The sequence below is a fragment of the Leucobacter muris genome, assembly GCF_004028235.1.
GTDB classification, from domain to species: domain Bacteria; phylum Actinomycetota; class Actinomycetes; order Actinomycetales; family Microbacteriaceae; genus Leucobacter; species Leucobacter muris.
Genome location: NZ_CP035037.1, coordinates 906077 through 919725, shown reverse-complemented (window position 1 = coordinate 919725; position 13649 = coordinate 906077). Strand labels below are relative to the sequence as shown.

The following is a 13649-nucleotide window of genomic DNA, read 5'->3' as shown; positions in this document are numbered from 1 at the left end:
CGGGGTCCGCGCGTGGCGCCGCCCGGGTGCCGGCCCGGGGAGGAGGGAGCTCGCCGGTCTCGGACGGCGCGCCGCCCGCGGGCGCCGGCTACTCCCGCGCGAAGACCTCGCGGAACTGCTCCCCGCGGTCGAGGCGGTCGACGTCGGGCACGAGCCCGAGGCCCGGAAGGGTGGGCGCCGCTGCGAAGCCGTCGCGCACCACGACGGGCGCGAAGCCGAACTCGAACGGCTGCGGCGGGATCGGCCACTCGAAGTAGCGCGAAGTCGGGCAGGGCAGCATGGCGTGCAGATTCGCGAACTGGTTGACCGCGAACCCCCACGAGTGGAACTCGCACCGCAGGCCGAAGGCCTCCGCCAGCGCGCTGAGCTTCCGGCCCTGCGTGATGCCGCCCCAGTTCGCGACGTCTCCCCGCACGATGCTCCATCCTCTGCCGGCGATCGCGTTCGCGTTCGCGAAGAGGGTCGCATTGGTGACCTCGCCCGTGGTGATCGGGATCTCGAGCGTCGAGCTCAGCTTGCGGTACCCCTCTTCGAGGTAGTCCTCCATCGGCATCTCGAACCACTCGAAGCCGGCCGACTCGAGTGCTCGTCCGACCCGCAGCGCGTCGGTGTAGTCGTAGTGCCCGACCGCGTCGGCGAGCAGCACGGTCTCGTCGCCGACGCGCTCCCGCAACTCCTCGACGAGGCGCAGGTCGTCCCGCACCCGACCGGAGAGGTGGATCTTGAAGGCGGTCAGCCCGCGCTCGCTGCGGTAGGCGTCGATGAGCTCGACGTGCTCCTCGACGGTCGGCAGATGCGGGAGCGAACCGTACACGGGGATGCGTTCGCGGCCGCCGCCGAGCAGGCGGTAGACGGGCTGCTGGGCGAGCGTGCCGATCAGGTCCCACAGCGCGAGGTCGAGGGCGGCCGCGGCCTGAGGCGCGGCGTAGAGCTTGATCACCCCGAGGGCGCGCTTCCAGAACCCCTCCGTGTCGAAGGGGTCGCGCCCGAGCAGCATCGGGGCGTAGGTGCTGAGGATGGACTCCACCAGTTCGCGCCCGTTGCCGTAGGTCGACGTGCCGCCGGTTCCCCTCGCACCGGAGTCGGTGACGACCTCCACGAGCAGCAGTTCCTGCCCGAGGCGAAACCCCTCTCCGAGGGAGAACGACAGCCCGTCGGCGTCGATGATCCGAACGACGATCTCGCGAATCTTCATGGTGCACGTTCCGTTCCCGACCCGTTGCGGGTCATAGCTTGCGAAGGATTTCGAGTTGCGAGCGCGCGACGTCCGCGACGTTCTCGCGGGTGACCGGCTCGAGGGCGGCGCCCGTGATGCTCTGATAGAGGTCGCGAGCGGAGGGCGAGAACTCGACGGCGCCCCGGGGGGTCGATCCCGCCGATGCCGTCCAGCCGGGCGGCTCGCCGCTGCTCGGCTGCGAGCTCGCCCTCGTCCCAGTCCTCGGGCAGGGCGAGCCGCACCGAGCCCTCGGCGAGCTCGACGGGATACCCGCCGACCATCCCCAGCGGACCGGCCATGAGGCTGCGCCGCGCGGGCCCCTGCCCGAGGAGTGCTTCGAGATCCTCGACGATCGAGGTCGCCGTCCAGGTGTGGGAAGCGGCTCCGCGCGGCACGGCGGCCCCGGCTCGCCTCAGCAGTGCGCGCTGCTCGTCCGCGCCCGGCCCCTCCGGCGCTCCCCGCCAGGTGATGCTCAGCCGCCACCCCTGCGGCAGCTCGGGCTCCCGCATGAGCAGGTTCCTCACGTGCACGTAGTGCGCGCTCAGAGCGATCTCGAGGTCATCGCCGGCTGAACCGGCGCGCTCTGACAGCGCCGTGCGGAGTCCGGGCTCGAGGAGCCTGATGTTCCCCGCCCCCGCGGGGGCGAAGCCGTGCCAGCGGGCGAGCAGCGCGTTGATGGCGTCGGGGTAGGCGGCGTTCATGAACAGCGGTCGGGGTTCGCTCGCGCCGACCGCTGAGGCGACGGCCGAGGCGATCACCAGGTGCAGCGCCAGCCAGGGCCCGAAGCCGAGTTCGTTGAAACCGCGGCCCACGTCCTGCCTCCCGGCGATGGCCCACCACCGTTCGACCGGCAGCAGCGTCGCGACGTTCACGACGGCGTCCGCTCGGGAGGCCTCGATGAGCGATCGCAGGCCCTGCTCGTCGAGCGCGTCGAGAGCGATGCCCTCGACGTGGGGCGAGGGCGCGACGGCCAGCGCTCGGAGGCCCGCGACCGCCTCGTCGACGCGTTCCCGGTCGCGATCCACGAGCGTGATGCGCCAGCGGCATCCGCGGATTCTCGCCGCCGCCGCGATCTGCTGGCCGAGTCCGCCGGCCCCGATGATGATGACTGATCTGTGCATGGGCTTCTCCTAGGCGTCGACGTTGCTCGTGCTCGGCGAGTACGAGAACCGTGCGGGGGCGAACGGCATCAGGATCGGATCGGGCTCCCCCGTCATCACCTGGCGTGCGATGAGGTCGCCGACGTACGGCCCGAGCAGGAAGCCGTGCCCGGACCACCCCGCCGCGACCAGCAGGCGGTCGGCCCCATCGATCGACCCGATGATCGGCAGGCGGTCGCGGGACTCGTCGATGATCCCCGCCCAGGAGTCGACCACCCGCGGCTCGCCGAGACCCGGGAGCGAATGCCGGAAGGCTTCGAGCACGAGAGCCGCCTCCCGGTCGGATACGCCGTCGTCGACGCGGATGAGGTCCTGTCCGAGGCAGCCGAACTGCAGCTCTCCGCGCACGTTCTGCCGCAGGAAGAGCTGGGCGTCCCAGTCCTGGAAGAACTGCGCGAAGCGCGGCTCGACGGGCGCCGAGCGCAGCGTCACGACCTTGGCGCTCATGACGGGGAGCGTGAGCCCCGCCGACTCGAGGATCCGCGGTGCGGCGGCTCCCGCCGCGAGGATCAGCCAGTCCGACTCGATCGGTTCTCCACCCGCGAGCGCGAGTCTCCAGCGGCCGGCGCGCTGCTCGATGCCCGTCACCGCGGCGCCGGACCGGATCTCGACGCGGCCGTGGGAGCGCACGAGCTTCGCGACCTGCTGGGTGGCGAGCGCCGGGTCCACCTGGCCGTCCTCGGGGCTGAGCAGACCGAGTTCGACGTCGTGCCGGATCCACGGCATGAGACCGCGGATCTCCTCGCGCTCCAGGAGTCGCGTCGCGCCTCCCCCTCGACCGGCGCGGGCGTGCTTCTCCCTCAGGTCGGCGACGTGCTCGGCCGAGGATCCGACGAGCAGCACGCCCCCCTGCCGGATGCCGACGTCGACGGAGAACCGCTTCTCGAGCGCGCGCCAGTGCGCGAACGCCCGTTCCGCGAGCTCTGCCTCCGCGTCGGCGCGGCCGGCGCGCCGCAGGGCGCCCGCCGCTCGGCGGGAGCCGCGCTGCCCGAGTTCCGTCTCGCTCTCGATGAGCACCACGCGCCCCGCGAACCCGTGATCCATCAGCCCGAGGGCCGCTCCGAGCCCGGCGACGCCTCCGCCCACGATCGCCACGGTCTGCTGCTTCGTCATTCCTGCCTCATCTCTCGGATCACCGTGCGCACGCACTCCGTCATCAGCGCCACTCCGCTCTCGAGCGCGGCGGGCGAGCAGTCGAAGCGGGCGCTGTGCGCGTCCGCGAGACCACCGGTCGCCAGGAGCCCGTAGGAGCCGATCCCGCCGCCGCGCTGCGTCGCCGCCATCAGGTCGGCCGCGTCGTCGCTCGCACCGAAATCGCGTACGTCGACGACCGGGAGGCCGGCCCGCTCCGCCGACTCGCGCATGAGGGAGGTCCCGGGGCCGTCGGAGCCGCCCCCGATGCTGCGCCCGACGGTGTCGACGCGCGCGATCACGCCGCGCCTCGCGGACTCCTCCTCGACGATCCGCGTGAAGCGCTCGCGCGCGCGGACGACGGCCGCCCACTCCACCGCCCTGATCTCGCACTTCAGCTCGGCGTGCGCCGCGATGACGTTGCGCGCCTCGCCGCCGGCGAGCGCGTTGCACGAGACCGTCGCGCCGTCCCAATCGCAGCCCCGCAGCGCCGCGTAGACGTCCACCGCCGCCGCGAGGGCGTCACGCCCGAGTTCCGGGCTCTCCGCGGCGTGCGAGGCCCTGCCGGTGAGCACGACGTCGAGCTTCTCGGTCGCGAGGATGCGCCGCGTTCCGGGGACGACCGTTCCCGCGGGCAGGCCCTCGAGCGCGTCGAGGTGCAGACCGAAGAACCACCCGGCGCCTCGGAGCCAGCCCGCATCCACCAGGGCCGCAGCCCCGCGAGTGCCTTCCTCTGCGGGCTGGAAGACGATGCGGACGCCGAGTCCGAGGGGCAGCTGTCCGACCAGCCGGTCGACGCGACGCGCCACCCCGAGACCGATGGCCGCGTGCCCGTCGTGCCCGCAGGCGTGGGAGTAGCCGTCGATGCCGGAGGCGAACCCCTGCGCGACTGGCGCGTGAACCGGGTCGTCCGATTCCCGCACCGCCAACGCGTCGATGTCGAATCGGAGCACCAGCCACCCGCCCCGACTGCCGTCGCCGAACTCGCACACGACGCCGGTTCCGGCGTCGGCGAGCTCGGCGATCAGATCCGTCGGGCACCCGGCCTCGACGGCGCGACGGGCGAACTCCCGTTGCTGTTGCGGCTCCACGCCGAGACGCCGCTCGCCCAGGCCGAGCGCGCCGCCGTACACGACCCGCGCGTGCTGCAGCAGGGCGAGTTCCTCGATCAGGCGCGCGGTGGTGCGGAACTCCGCCCATCCCGGCTCGGGGTGAGCGTGCAGCTCCCGCCGGAAGCGATCAACCGATGTCGTGGCCAGCGCCCTCACCCGCCATCCTCAGCAGCCGCCGCGGGACCACTGCGGCGATCAGTCGGCTCTCGTGATCCCTCAGGAGGAACTCGGCGTCCGCGCCGGGCGCGCAGACGAGGTCGTCGCGGGCGTCGTCGTCGGACACCGGATCCTCCGAGAGGAAGCGCGCGGGGTTGCGGCAGAAGACCCGCTCCGCCAGTCGTCTCCCGAGGCGCGAGGCGGCTCGCTGGTAGCAGTCGGCCAGCATTCCGATGGGGTGGTGCTCCACCTGCAGGAGCCCGGTCTCGAGCCGATGCGACGTCGCGCCGTTCGAGTCGGACGAGACCGACACCCGATCCTCGGAGCGGAGCACGGGGAGCAGCGCTTCGAGGGCCTCCTCGGCGGCGTACGACCCCGCGAAAGTGTCGGGGCGGATCGCCGCCGTCATGTCGACGTGGCAGCCGAGTTCGTGCAGCTCTCGCGCCCCTCCGATGTGCGCTCGGCTCCAGTTGAGGTGGGTCACGACGACGAGCCGGCGCAGCTGTCGAGGCAGCAGCGTCAGCAGCTCGATCGCCGCATCGGCGTGCCGCATGTCGGTGCCGAGGTGCACCATGAACCGCGGCACCCGCCCGAAGTCCCTCGCGAGCGCCACCTCCCGCACGATCTCCTCGCGGAGCTCGGCAGGGGTCGCCGTCGGCGAATCGTCGTCCAGGGCGATCTTCCTGCCGATCACCCCCGCCACCAGGGCGACGTCCAGCGAGTGGTCGCCGAGCACCGAGGCGGGCAGCGGCCCGAGACCGCCGGTGAACATCGCGGCGGCCACGCCCCCCTGCTCGATCGCGGCGACGCTCCGCAGCATCTGCTGGCCGGCGCCCTCCCAGGCCTCGCGGCCGATGCATCCGAGAGCGCGCGTCACCCCGGCGCGCAGCAGGTCGTCCGCGCTCAGCGGCTGCGGCCGGGAGACCGGTCCGAACGCTCCCCCGCCGCCGCTGAGGTGGCAGTGCAGGTCGATGAGCCCGGGCGACACCCGGGCTCCCGAGGCGTCGAAGAGGAGATCGGAGGGGGCTCTGGGGCTCGCCTCTGCCACCTCGACGATCCGGCCTCTGCGGATCACGATGTCGACGAGGCCTTCGTCGTCGCGTCGCCTCACGCCGGCGACGGTGCCCGAGATCGTGGGCGCGGTCGGTGTTCGCATCGCTGTGCGCCCTCCCTCAGACGTGACTGCTCAAGAGCTCGGGCCCGTTCGCGGTGACGGCCACCGGCACGCCGTACCCCATGTGCCGGGCGCCGTCCAGGGTGGGCGCCCCGGCGAAGAGGAAGAACGTCATGCCCGGCTGCAGCTCGTACTCCTGGCTGCGCTTGATCCTGAGCCCCTCGAGCCAGGTGGGCGCGAAGCCGATCCCGGTGCCGTACCCCACGTGGCGCCCGACGCGGCCGCTGCCGGCGCGCACCAGCCGGTCGTGGATCGATCCCGCGACCTCTGCGGCGTTCCTGCCGGGGACCAGCTCTTCGACGCCGGCGAGCACGGTGTCCCGAATCGCGCGATACTGGTCGAGGTACGCCCGAGGCGCACCCTCCATGAAGTAGGTCTGGAACGCGACCGCGTGATACCGCTCCTTCGCGGCTCCGAGCTCGACCGTGACGATGTCCGCCTCCGGCACGGGCAGCGGCTTCGCCGAGAGGTGGGTCTGAGCCAGGGTGCGGCTCCCCGCCGAGATGCACGGGGGCACGGAGGCGGGATCGCACCCCTCGGCCAGCAGCGCGGCGAGCACGGCGCTGCTCAGCTCGGTCTCCAGCACCCCCGGGGCGATCCTCTCCTCCACCGCGAGGTAGGCGCGGTCCAGGGCGCGACCCGCCGCGCGCATGAGATCGAGCTCTCCGTCGTCCTTGACCTCCCTGAGGGCGAGCACCACTTCGTCGCCGCTCTCCAGCGAGATGCCGCACGACTCCGCATGCAGGTAGAGCTCGCGCACGTAGTCGCCGCGCAGCGCGTGCGAGGCGAGTTCGACGTCGATCCGGTCCGCGCCGGACTCCCGCGCCCAGCGCATGAGGGTCGCCGTCGGCGATTCCCGATCGTCGTCGAGCCAGACGCGCACCTCGTCGATGCCCACTCCTCGCGCCATGAGCTCTCGGTCGGGCGCCCTGCAGATGCCCTGCACCGGCTCGGACTCGGACGTCGGCACCCACACCGCTTGGAAGACCCAGTACCCGAGCTGGTCGTATCCGAAGAGGTAGAACATCGAGGCCTGATCGAAGATCAGGAGCCCGCCGCTTCCGCGTCGGCGGAGCGACTCGCGCACTCTCGCGAGTCGCGCGCGGTAGGTCGCCTCGTCGAACGGGTACGGGAGGCCGAGATCCTGCCGGGCGTGCGCATTGATCGTGCGCCTCGTCGCAGTCCCGGGCTGCGTGCCGTCGTGTCCGTTCATGGTTCAGACCCCCCGATCCCGCGGCCCGCGTACTGCCGCTGGTCGTCGACGAGAGCTGTCTGCGCTGGCGGGCGTCCCACGAGAGGAGCCGCTCTGCGATGCCGATGGTGGCGAACAGCAGCCCGGCGAGCACCACCAGGATGATGAGCACGGCGAAGAGGGCCGTGGTGTCGAGCGTCGCGTTGTAGTAGACCAGCAGGTAGCCGAGACCGCGGTCGGACGCCATCCACTCGCCCACGATCGCACCGATCACCGAGTTCGTCATCGCGAGCTTCAGACCGGCGAACAGGTACGGGATCGACGACGGGATCTTGACCGTGCGGTAGATCTGGCCCTGAGAGGCGTTCACGGATCTCCCCAGCGTCACCAGGCCGCGATCGGCGGATTCGAGGCCCGCCACGACATTGATCAGCACGGGGAACAGCGCGAGGAGCGCCACGATGATCACCTTGGGCGTCAGTCCGATGCCGAACCAGACGATCAGCAGCGGCGCGATCGCGATCTTCGGAGTCGTCTGCAGCGCGAGGATGATGGGGTACAGCGTGTTCCGCAGCACCTGCGAGACGTCGAGCAGCACCGCGAGCGCCACGCCGATCAGCGATCCGATGAAGAACCCGACGAGGATCGGGATCAGGGTGTCGAGGATGTGCGGCAGGTAGATGCCGAAGCGCTCCCCGAGGTTCTGCGTGATCTCGATCGGCGAGGGAAGGATGAACTTCGGGATCGAGAACCACTGGGTCGACAGCTCCCAGAAGACGAGCAGCAGCAGGATGAGCAGGACGGGAGAGAGCACCCCCTGCAGGAAGGTCTTCGATTTAAGCATCGGTGCGCTCCTCGGTCTCTGCTCGCATCAGTTCGCCGTGCAGCACGGATTGGAAGTCGGAGGTCTCGTGGGTCTGGCGGCCGAACGGCTCTCTCGGCCTCACGAGGGGGTTGACGTAGTCGGCCTGGATCCGCCCCGGCCTCGCCGACATCACCACGATGCGGTCGGAGAGATAGGCGGCCTCGTCGATCGCGTGCGTGACGAAGACGATGGTCTTCTTCGTCTCCTCCCAGATCCGGAGCAGTTCGACCTGCATCTTCTCCCGCGTGATGGCGTCGAGCGCCCCGAAGGGCTCGTCCATCAGCAGCACCATCGGGTCGAGGATCATCGCCCGGCAGAGGGAGACCCGCTGCCGCATACCGCCCGAGAGCTCGTGCGGATACGAGTTGAGAAACGCCCCGATCCCCACGAAGTCGGCGATCTCCTGGATCTCCGACTGGCGGGGCCGCTGCCCCGCCAGCTCGGAGAGATAGGCGATGTTCGCGCCGACCGTTCGCCACGGCAGCAGTCGGGCCTCCTGGAACACGTTGCCGATCTTGCGCTGCTTCCGCACCTCCTGCACGGTCTGCCCCGCGATCGTGACCGACCCCGACGTGGGCTCCAGCAGAGCCCCGATCGTGGAGAGGAGGGTGCTCTTCCCGCACCCCGATGGGCCGATGAGGCTCACGAACTCTCCCTCCTCGATGTCCAGGTCGATGTGCGAGAGCGCGTGCACGGACTTCGTCTTCGTTTGATACGTCAGACTCAGATCCTTGATCGCGATGTAGGTCATGAGGGGGTCACCACAGCTTTCCGTGTCGTTTCGAGGTCTCTCGGTCGCGCAGCCCGCTCAGTCGAGCGGCTGCGGCTTCCAGGCGTCCTCGGGCAGGTAGTCGTTCGTGTAGATCTCGCTCACCGAGACCTCGGATCCGAGCACCTCGCCCGCGAGCAGACTGTCCGCGAGGGCCTGCCAGGCGGTGTCGTCCATCCATCCCCAGCCGTGCTCGTCGGTGCGGTCGCTGTACATCAGCTCGTGCGACGCCTCCAGGGTCTTCAGCAGGAACGCCGCGTCCGTCTCCGGGCGCTGCTTCACGTAGATGTCGACGACGGCGTCGAGGTCCTCTGCGGCGGTCTCGTACCCGCGCATCGTGGCCTCGAGGAAGCGCGAGACGGCGTCGGCGTGATCGGCCAGGTACGCGTCGTTCGCGAAGATCGAGTGGCCGAGGATCGGCTGCTCCTCCGTGCTGAAGGAGAGGAATAGGGGGTCGACGCCCTCGTCGGCGAACTGGATCACGTGGTGGTTGTTCTGACCGGTGCAGGCGTCGGCCGCCCCGGAGAGCACCACCGTGCACTTGGCCTGCGGGTCCACGAACGAGAGCGCGAGATCGCTCTCCGAGTCGAGGCCCGCCTCGGCGAGCTTCGATCGGAGCATCGCCTGCTCGGGGCTCGCCGCGGCCGTCGAGACGGTCTTGCCCTCGAGGTCCTCGAACGACTCGATGCCGCTGGCGGCCGGCGCGATGACACCGGAGGAGGTGCGCTGCAGGTGGTTGGCGACCACCGTGAACTCGAGGCCCGAGTCCACTCCGCTCAGGATCGTGTCCGGGCCGGCGAGGCCGAGGTCGCTCTCGCCCGCCGCGACGGCCTGCACGGTAGCCGTGGAGCCCGAGAGGAACTGGAGCTCGACGTCGAGGCCCGCCTCCTCGTAGTATCCGAGCTCATCGGCCACGACGATCCCGTCCCATTCCGCCACGGGGTAGGTCCAGTGGAGCGCGAGCCGCAGCTTCGTCGGCTGCTCGCTCTCGGAGTCCGGGGCGGGCGAGCCGCCGCCGGAACAGGCGACGGTGGCTGCGATCAGGACGCCGGCGAACACGGCCCCCACTGCGCGGATGGTTTTCATGGTTTCTCCTCATCATCGAGTTTTGGCTACCAAATCCGTATTGTGTATACAGTAAAGCATAAATGGATCGCAAATGTTACACTTTTATTAAGAAGCCCGAACGGGCTGGAGCGATAGGAGAACAGTGAGCAGGACACGCAGCGGGACCACCGACGAAGACGCACTCGAAGCGGTCCGCGATCTCCTGACCACCGGTCAGCTGCGCCCCGGACAGGCCATCCGGCAGGTCGAGCTGGCGGAGCGCCTCGGCGTGAGTCGCGTGCCCGTCAGAGAGGCGCTCAAGACCCTCGAAGCCGTCGGGCTGCTGCAGCACACCGCGAACCGCAGCTACATCGTGTCCAAGCTGAGCTTTCGCGAGATCGAGGAGATCTACCGGCTCCGGGAGATCCTCGAATCCGACGCCATCCGCCAGACCCTCGCGCAGGGCGCCTCCCGGCAGCTCATCTGGAAGATGGAGCAGGCGCACGAGCGAGAGCTCGCCGCTCCCGGCGGCGACATCATCCTGAGCACCAAGCTGAACCGCGAGTTCCACTTCCCCCTCTTCGACGGCGCGACCGCCGCGCAAGTGCGACTGATCAGACAGCTCTGGGACTGCACCGACCCCTACCGCATCCTCTACTACGAGAACCACGGGCACCTCGAGAGCGCGCTGGCCGAGCACACCGAGATCCTGGAGGCGGTGAAGACCGGCGACGCCGAGCTCGTCATCGCGCTCTCCGACAGCCACCGCCAGCGCGGCATCAATCAGCTCGCCCCGATCGTCGAGTAGCGGCCGGCGGGCCGGGCCGCTCCTCGGCGCACGCGAGAAGCGCCGCCTCTGCGAGCCGCTTCCGATCCACCTTGTTCGCCGCGGCGAGCGGGAACGCGTCGAGCGGCCAGATGCGACGCGGGTGCGCGAACGGCTCGAGCCTGCCCAGCACGTGCTGCTGCAGGGCGCGCTCGTCGAATTCGAAACCCGGGCTGACCAGCACGAACGCGACCGGCTTCCGCCCCTTCAACGCGTCCGGCACGGGCAGCACGACCGCGGAGAGGACCGCGGGATGCGCCTCCAGCGCCTCCTCGACCGCCTGCGGGTAGACGGTCTCGCCGCCGCACTTGAAGACGTCGTCCTCGCGCCCCGCGAACCAGAAGAACCCCTGGTCGTCCACCTCGAACAGATCGCCCGTGTGATGGAACCCGTCGGACGTGACGGGAGGCACGAGATCCGGGCGATTCCGATAGCGCATCATCATCGACGGACTGCGCACCTCCAGGACCCCTCTGCCGCTCGTCGGCTCGCCGTCGGAGTCGACCAGGCGGATCCGGGGCACCCGCCGCGCGGCGCCGACCGACCCGAGGGGCGTCGGAAGGCCGTCCGGGTGGGGGCCGAACACCCCGGGCCCCGACTCCGTGGTGCCGTAGGAGGTCGTCACCGACGCTCCGGGGAACCAGCTCTCGATCTCGGCGAGCATCTCGTGGGAGGAGGGCGCAGAGCCCATCGTCACGCGCGCGACGCTCGACAGATCCAGCTCCCCGAGGAGATCGTGCTCCCTGCCCAGCATCGCGAACATCGGCGGCACACCCGTGAGATCGGTGACGCGGTGGCGCTCCACGGCGCCGAGGAAGGCTCGCGACTCGAATCTCGGCATGACGACCAGGGTTCCCCGCTGCGAGACGCAGGACAGGGCGAACATGAGCGCCGCGATGTGATTGAGCGGAGCCGCCACGAGCATCCGCGTCTCGGGCCGGGCGACGGCGGGCGCGACGGTCTCGACGATCCACCTCAGCGTGCGATTGCCGAGTTCGACACCCTTGGGCTGCCCCGTCGAGCCCGACGTGTAGAGGATGAGGCCCAGCTCGTCGTCCGGGCGCCGCACCGCCTCGCCCCCCGCACCGCCGCTCCCCCGCTCTTCGGCGTCGCCTGGCTCCAGCAGCGGCAGCGCCGAGACGCCCCACTCCGAGAGCGATGCGATGCGCGGTCGGTCGGCGAGCACCGTGTGCAGGTCGGCGTCGGCGACGATGAACTCCACGCCGGGCCGAGGCAGCTTCACGCTGATCGGCACGGGCACCGCCCCCGCGTGCACGACCGCGGCGAAGGCGGCGATCCAGGCGATGCCGTTATCGGCGAAGATGCCGATCGCGCGGCCCGGCCTCAACTCCGCCGAGTACTCCGAGAGCATCCGGTCCCGCAGCAGAGCCAGTCGGCGCAGCGTGCAGCGGTGCTCGCCGGTCTCCGACATCTCGATGACCTCCGCCTCCGCCGAGTCGGGGATGAGCAGCCGCTCCCACGCAGTCGATTCGTTCCCGGTTCCCATCTCTCGCCTCTCCTCGTCCCGCTTCACCGCGCGATCGCGAAGGTCGCGAACGCGCCGCTCGCCATCGCGACGAGCACTCCGTCCTCTCGGAGCACTCGCGCCTCCGCCACCGTCAGCGTCCTGCCCTTCCGCACGAGCGAACCCGTCGCCGTCAGCGGTTCCTCCCGAGTCGGCGCGAGGAACCGCACGTTCAGGTCGACGGTCGGGGCGGCCGCGCCGAACGCCGCCATCACGGCGCACTCCGCGGCGAGGTCGAGCAGCGCGGCGATGACGCCTCCGTGCGTGTGACCGCCGTCTCCGCCGTTGCCCCAGCTCGGCACCCACTCCGCTCTGAGACGCACCGATCCGTCCGGGTCGATCCCCGTGAGCCGGGCCGGGAGCCACGCCTGGAACGGAGCATCGTCGATCACGTCCGAGATCCGTTCGAGGATCTCCGCCTCGTTCTCGGCCCCGCTCATCGGTCTTCGTCGCCCCAGGGATCGATCAGGATCTTCCCGATCACCTCGCGATCGCGGATCCGCCGGAGTCCCTCGACCGTCTGGCTCAGCGGCAGCACGTCGCTGATGCAGGGCTCGAGGCGCCCCTCCGACACGTCGGCCAGCAGCGCGACGATGTCCTCCGGACCGTATCCGTTCGAACCGATCACCTGAAGCTCGTAGGTCCAGATGTACCGCAGGTCCTCCTCGGGGGCGTATCCGGCGGTGGCTCCGCACGTCAGGATCCTGCCTCCGAGCGCGGTCGACTTCAGCGTCGGGCGCCACGTGTCTCCGCCGGTGAAGTTGATGACGACGTTCATGCCGGTGCGGTCGTCGAAGCGGCTCGGCTTGCCGTGGTGCTCCACCACCCACGCGAAGATGTCCTCTTCGCGGTAGTTCAGCACTTCGTCGGCCCCGAGCTCCAAGAGCGCCCGGCCCTTCTCCTCGCTTCCGACGGCGGCGACCACGTGCGCGCCGAGGCGCTTCGCGAGCTGCACGCAAGCGACGCCCACCCCGCCGGATGCGCCGAGCACCAGCACGCGGTCCCCGCGCGGATCGCCCCTTTGCCGATCACCATGCGGTGCGCGGTGCCGTAGGCGACGGGCAGCGCCGCCGCGAGGTGCTCGCTCACGTCGTCGGGAAGCCTGATCAGCAGGCGGGCGTCGACCTCCACGTACTGCTGGAGGCCGCCATCGTACACCTCTCCGATCAGGCCCAGCTCCGGCAGAGAGGCGAGCCAGGGCATCACGACGACGCGGTCTCCGACCGCCCACTCGGCGGCGACGCCCTCGCCGACCTCGACGATGCGGCCCGCCACGTCGATACCGGGCACGACGGGCATCGGTATGGTGATGCCCGGCATCCCGCGGACGGTGAAGATGTCGTGGTAGTTCAGCGACGACGCGCCGACGCGCAGCACCACCCTCCCGGGCCCGGCTGCGGGTCTCGCTCGGTCATCACGGATCTGCAGAACATCGATATCCCCGTGCTCGGGCAGGACGACAGCGCGCATTCAAGA

The 13649-nt window shown here is 70.5% G+C and carries 13 protein-coding genes and 1 pseudogene; 1 reads left to right on the top strand and 13 read right to left on the bottom strand.

Features of this window, described 5'->3' with window-relative positions; translation table 11 throughout:
* Nucleotides 1-88: 88 nt before the first annotated feature.
* From Leucomu_RS04360 to Leucomu_RS04320, 9 genes and pseudogenes are all read right to left on the bottom strand, one after another.
* The gene (locus tag Leucomu_RS04360; protein ID WP_017885266.1) at nucleotides 89-1195 is read right to left on the bottom strand and encodes a mandelate racemase/muconate lactonizing enzyme family protein; all 1107 of its coding nucleotides are present in this window, start codon (nucleotides 1193-1195) and stop codon (nucleotides 89-91) included.
* Entirely contained in the window at nucleotides 1192-2337 is a 1146-nt protein-coding gene (locus tag Leucomu_RS04355) for a saccharopine dehydrogenase NADP-binding domain-containing protein (RefSeq protein ID WP_128386460.1), read from the bottom strand. The genes Leucomu_RS04360 and Leucomu_RS04355 overlap by 4 nt, the downstream gene beginning before the upstream one ends.
* Nucleotides 2338-2346: 9 nt before the next feature.
* A complete protein-coding gene (locus tag Leucomu_RS04350; protein ID WP_128386459.1) occupies nucleotides 2347-3489 on the bottom strand; it encodes an NAD(P)/FAD-dependent oxidoreductase in 1143 nt (380 codons plus the stop codon).
* Complete coding sequence (locus Leucomu_RS04345) at nucleotides 3486-4775, bottom strand: amidohydrolase (RefSeq protein WP_017885269.1); 1290 nt, start codon at nucleotides 4773-4775, stop codon at nucleotides 3486-3488. The genes Leucomu_RS04350 and Leucomu_RS04345 overlap by 4 nt, the downstream gene beginning before the upstream one ends.
* Entirely contained in the window at nucleotides 4747-5931 is a 1185-nt protein-coding gene (locus tag Leucomu_RS04340; RefSeq protein ID WP_128386458.1) for an amidohydrolase family protein, read from the bottom strand. The genes Leucomu_RS04345 and Leucomu_RS04340 overlap by 29 nt, the downstream gene beginning before the upstream one ends.
* Nucleotides 5932-5947: 16 nt before the next feature.
* A complete protein-coding gene (locus tag Leucomu_RS04335; RefSeq protein ID WP_017885271.1) occupies nucleotides 5948-7162 on the bottom strand; it encodes a M24 family metallopeptidase in 1215 nt (404 codons plus the stop codon).
* A gap of 172 nt (nucleotides 7163-7334) precedes the next feature.
* Nucleotides 7335-7985: pseudogene (locus tag Leucomu_RS15910) on the bottom strand (ABC transporter permease); the annotation flags it as partial.
* Nucleotides 7978-8757 (bottom strand): ABC transporter ATP-binding protein, encoded by a 780-nt coding sequence (locus tag Leucomu_RS04325; RefSeq protein ID WP_128386457.1) that lies wholly within the window; start codon nucleotides 8755-8757, stop codon nucleotides 7978-7980. The pseudogene Leucomu_RS15910 and the gene Leucomu_RS04325, both read right to left, overlap by 8 nt.
* A 57-nt stretch (nucleotides 8758-8814) precedes the next feature.
* On the bottom strand, nucleotides 8815-9861 hold the full coding sequence (locus Leucomu_RS04320) for an ABC transporter substrate-binding protein (protein WP_128386456.1): 1047 nt from the start codon (nucleotides 9859-9861) through the stop codon (nucleotides 8815-8817).
* Nucleotides 9862-9985: 124 nt separating this feature from the next.
* Here Leucomu_RS04320 and Leucomu_RS04315 point away from each other — a divergent pair, with 124 nt between their 5' ends.
* A complete protein-coding gene (locus Leucomu_RS04315; RefSeq protein WP_128386455.1) occupies nucleotides 9986-10630 on the top strand; it encodes a GntR family transcriptional regulator in 645 nt (214 codons plus the stop codon).
* Here Leucomu_RS04315 and Leucomu_RS04310 read toward each other — a convergent pair.
* From Leucomu_RS04310 to Leucomu_RS15425, 4 genes are read right to left on the bottom strand one after another with little or no spacing between them, the layout of a single operon-like run.
* Nucleotides 10602-12155, bottom strand: a complete 1554-nt coding sequence (locus tag Leucomu_RS04310) for a class I adenylate-forming enzyme family protein (RefSeq protein WP_128386454.1) — start codon at nucleotides 12153-12155, stop codon at nucleotides 10602-10604. The genes Leucomu_RS04315 and Leucomu_RS04310 overlap by 29 nt on opposite strands.
* A gap of 23 nt (nucleotides 12156-12178) precedes the next feature.
* Complete coding sequence (locus Leucomu_RS04305; protein WP_128386453.1) at nucleotides 12179-12613, bottom strand: PaaI family thioesterase; 435 nt, start codon at nucleotides 12611-12613, stop codon at nucleotides 12179-12181.
* A complete protein-coding gene (locus Leucomu_RS15430; RefSeq protein ID WP_267128446.1) occupies nucleotides 12610-13098 on the bottom strand; it encodes a zinc-binding dehydrogenase in 489 nt (162 codons plus the stop codon). The genes Leucomu_RS04305 and Leucomu_RS15430 overlap by 4 nt, the downstream gene beginning before the upstream one ends.
* Nucleotides 13029-13643: a quinone oxidoreductase family protein gene (locus Leucomu_RS15425; protein ID WP_228407262.1), complete on the bottom strand. Its 615-nt coding sequence runs from the start codon at nucleotides 13641-13643 to the stop codon at nucleotides 13029-13031. Before Leucomu_RS15425 ends, Leucomu_RS15430 begins: the two co-directional genes overlap by 70 nt.
* Nucleotides 13644-13649: the final 6 nt, after the last annotated feature.

What these genes read in the sequence shown, in the direction of transcription:
- Leucomu_RS04360 (WP_017885266.1), bottom strand. Translation starts at nt 1,195, where the DNA reads ATGAAGATTCGCGAGATCGTCGTTCGGATCATCGACGCCGACGGGCTG.
- Leucomu_RS04355 (WP_128386460.1), bottom strand. Translation starts at nt 2,337, where the DNA reads ATGCACAGATCAGTCATCATCATCGGGGCCGGCGGACTCGGCCAGCAG.
- Leucomu_RS04350 (WP_128386459.1), bottom strand. Translation starts at nt 3,489, where the DNA reads ATGACGAAGCAGCAGACCGTGGCGATCGTGGGCGGAGGCGTCGCCGGG.
- Leucomu_RS04340 (WP_128386458.1), bottom strand. Translation starts at nt 5,931, where the DNA reads ATGCGAACACCGACCGCGCCCACGATCTCGGGCACCGTCGCCGGCGTG.
- Leucomu_RS04335 (WP_017885271.1), bottom strand. Translation starts at nt 7,162, where the DNA reads ATGAACGGACACGACGGCACGCAGCCCGGGACTGCGACGAGGCGCACG.
- Leucomu_RS04325 (WP_128386457.1), bottom strand. Translation starts at nt 8,757, where the DNA reads ATGACCTACATCGCGATCAAGGATCTGAGTCTGACGTATCAAACGAAG.
- Leucomu_RS04320 (WP_128386456.1), bottom strand. Translation starts at nt 9,861, where the DNA reads ATGAAAACCATCCGCGCAGTGGGGGCCGTGTTCGCCGGCGTCCTGATC.
- Leucomu_RS04310 (WP_128386454.1), bottom strand. Translation starts at nt 12,155, where the DNA reads ATGGGAACCGGGAACGAATCGACTGCGTGGGAGCGGCTGCTCATCCCC.
- Leucomu_RS04305 (WP_128386453.1), bottom strand. Translation starts at nt 12,613, where the DNA reads ATGAGCGGGGCCGAGAACGAGGCGGAGATCCTCGAACGGATCTCGGAC.
- Leucomu_RS15425 (WP_228407262.1), bottom strand. Translation starts at nt 13,643, where the DNA reads ATGCGCGCTGTCGTCCTGCCCGAGCACGGGGATATCGATGTTCTGCAG.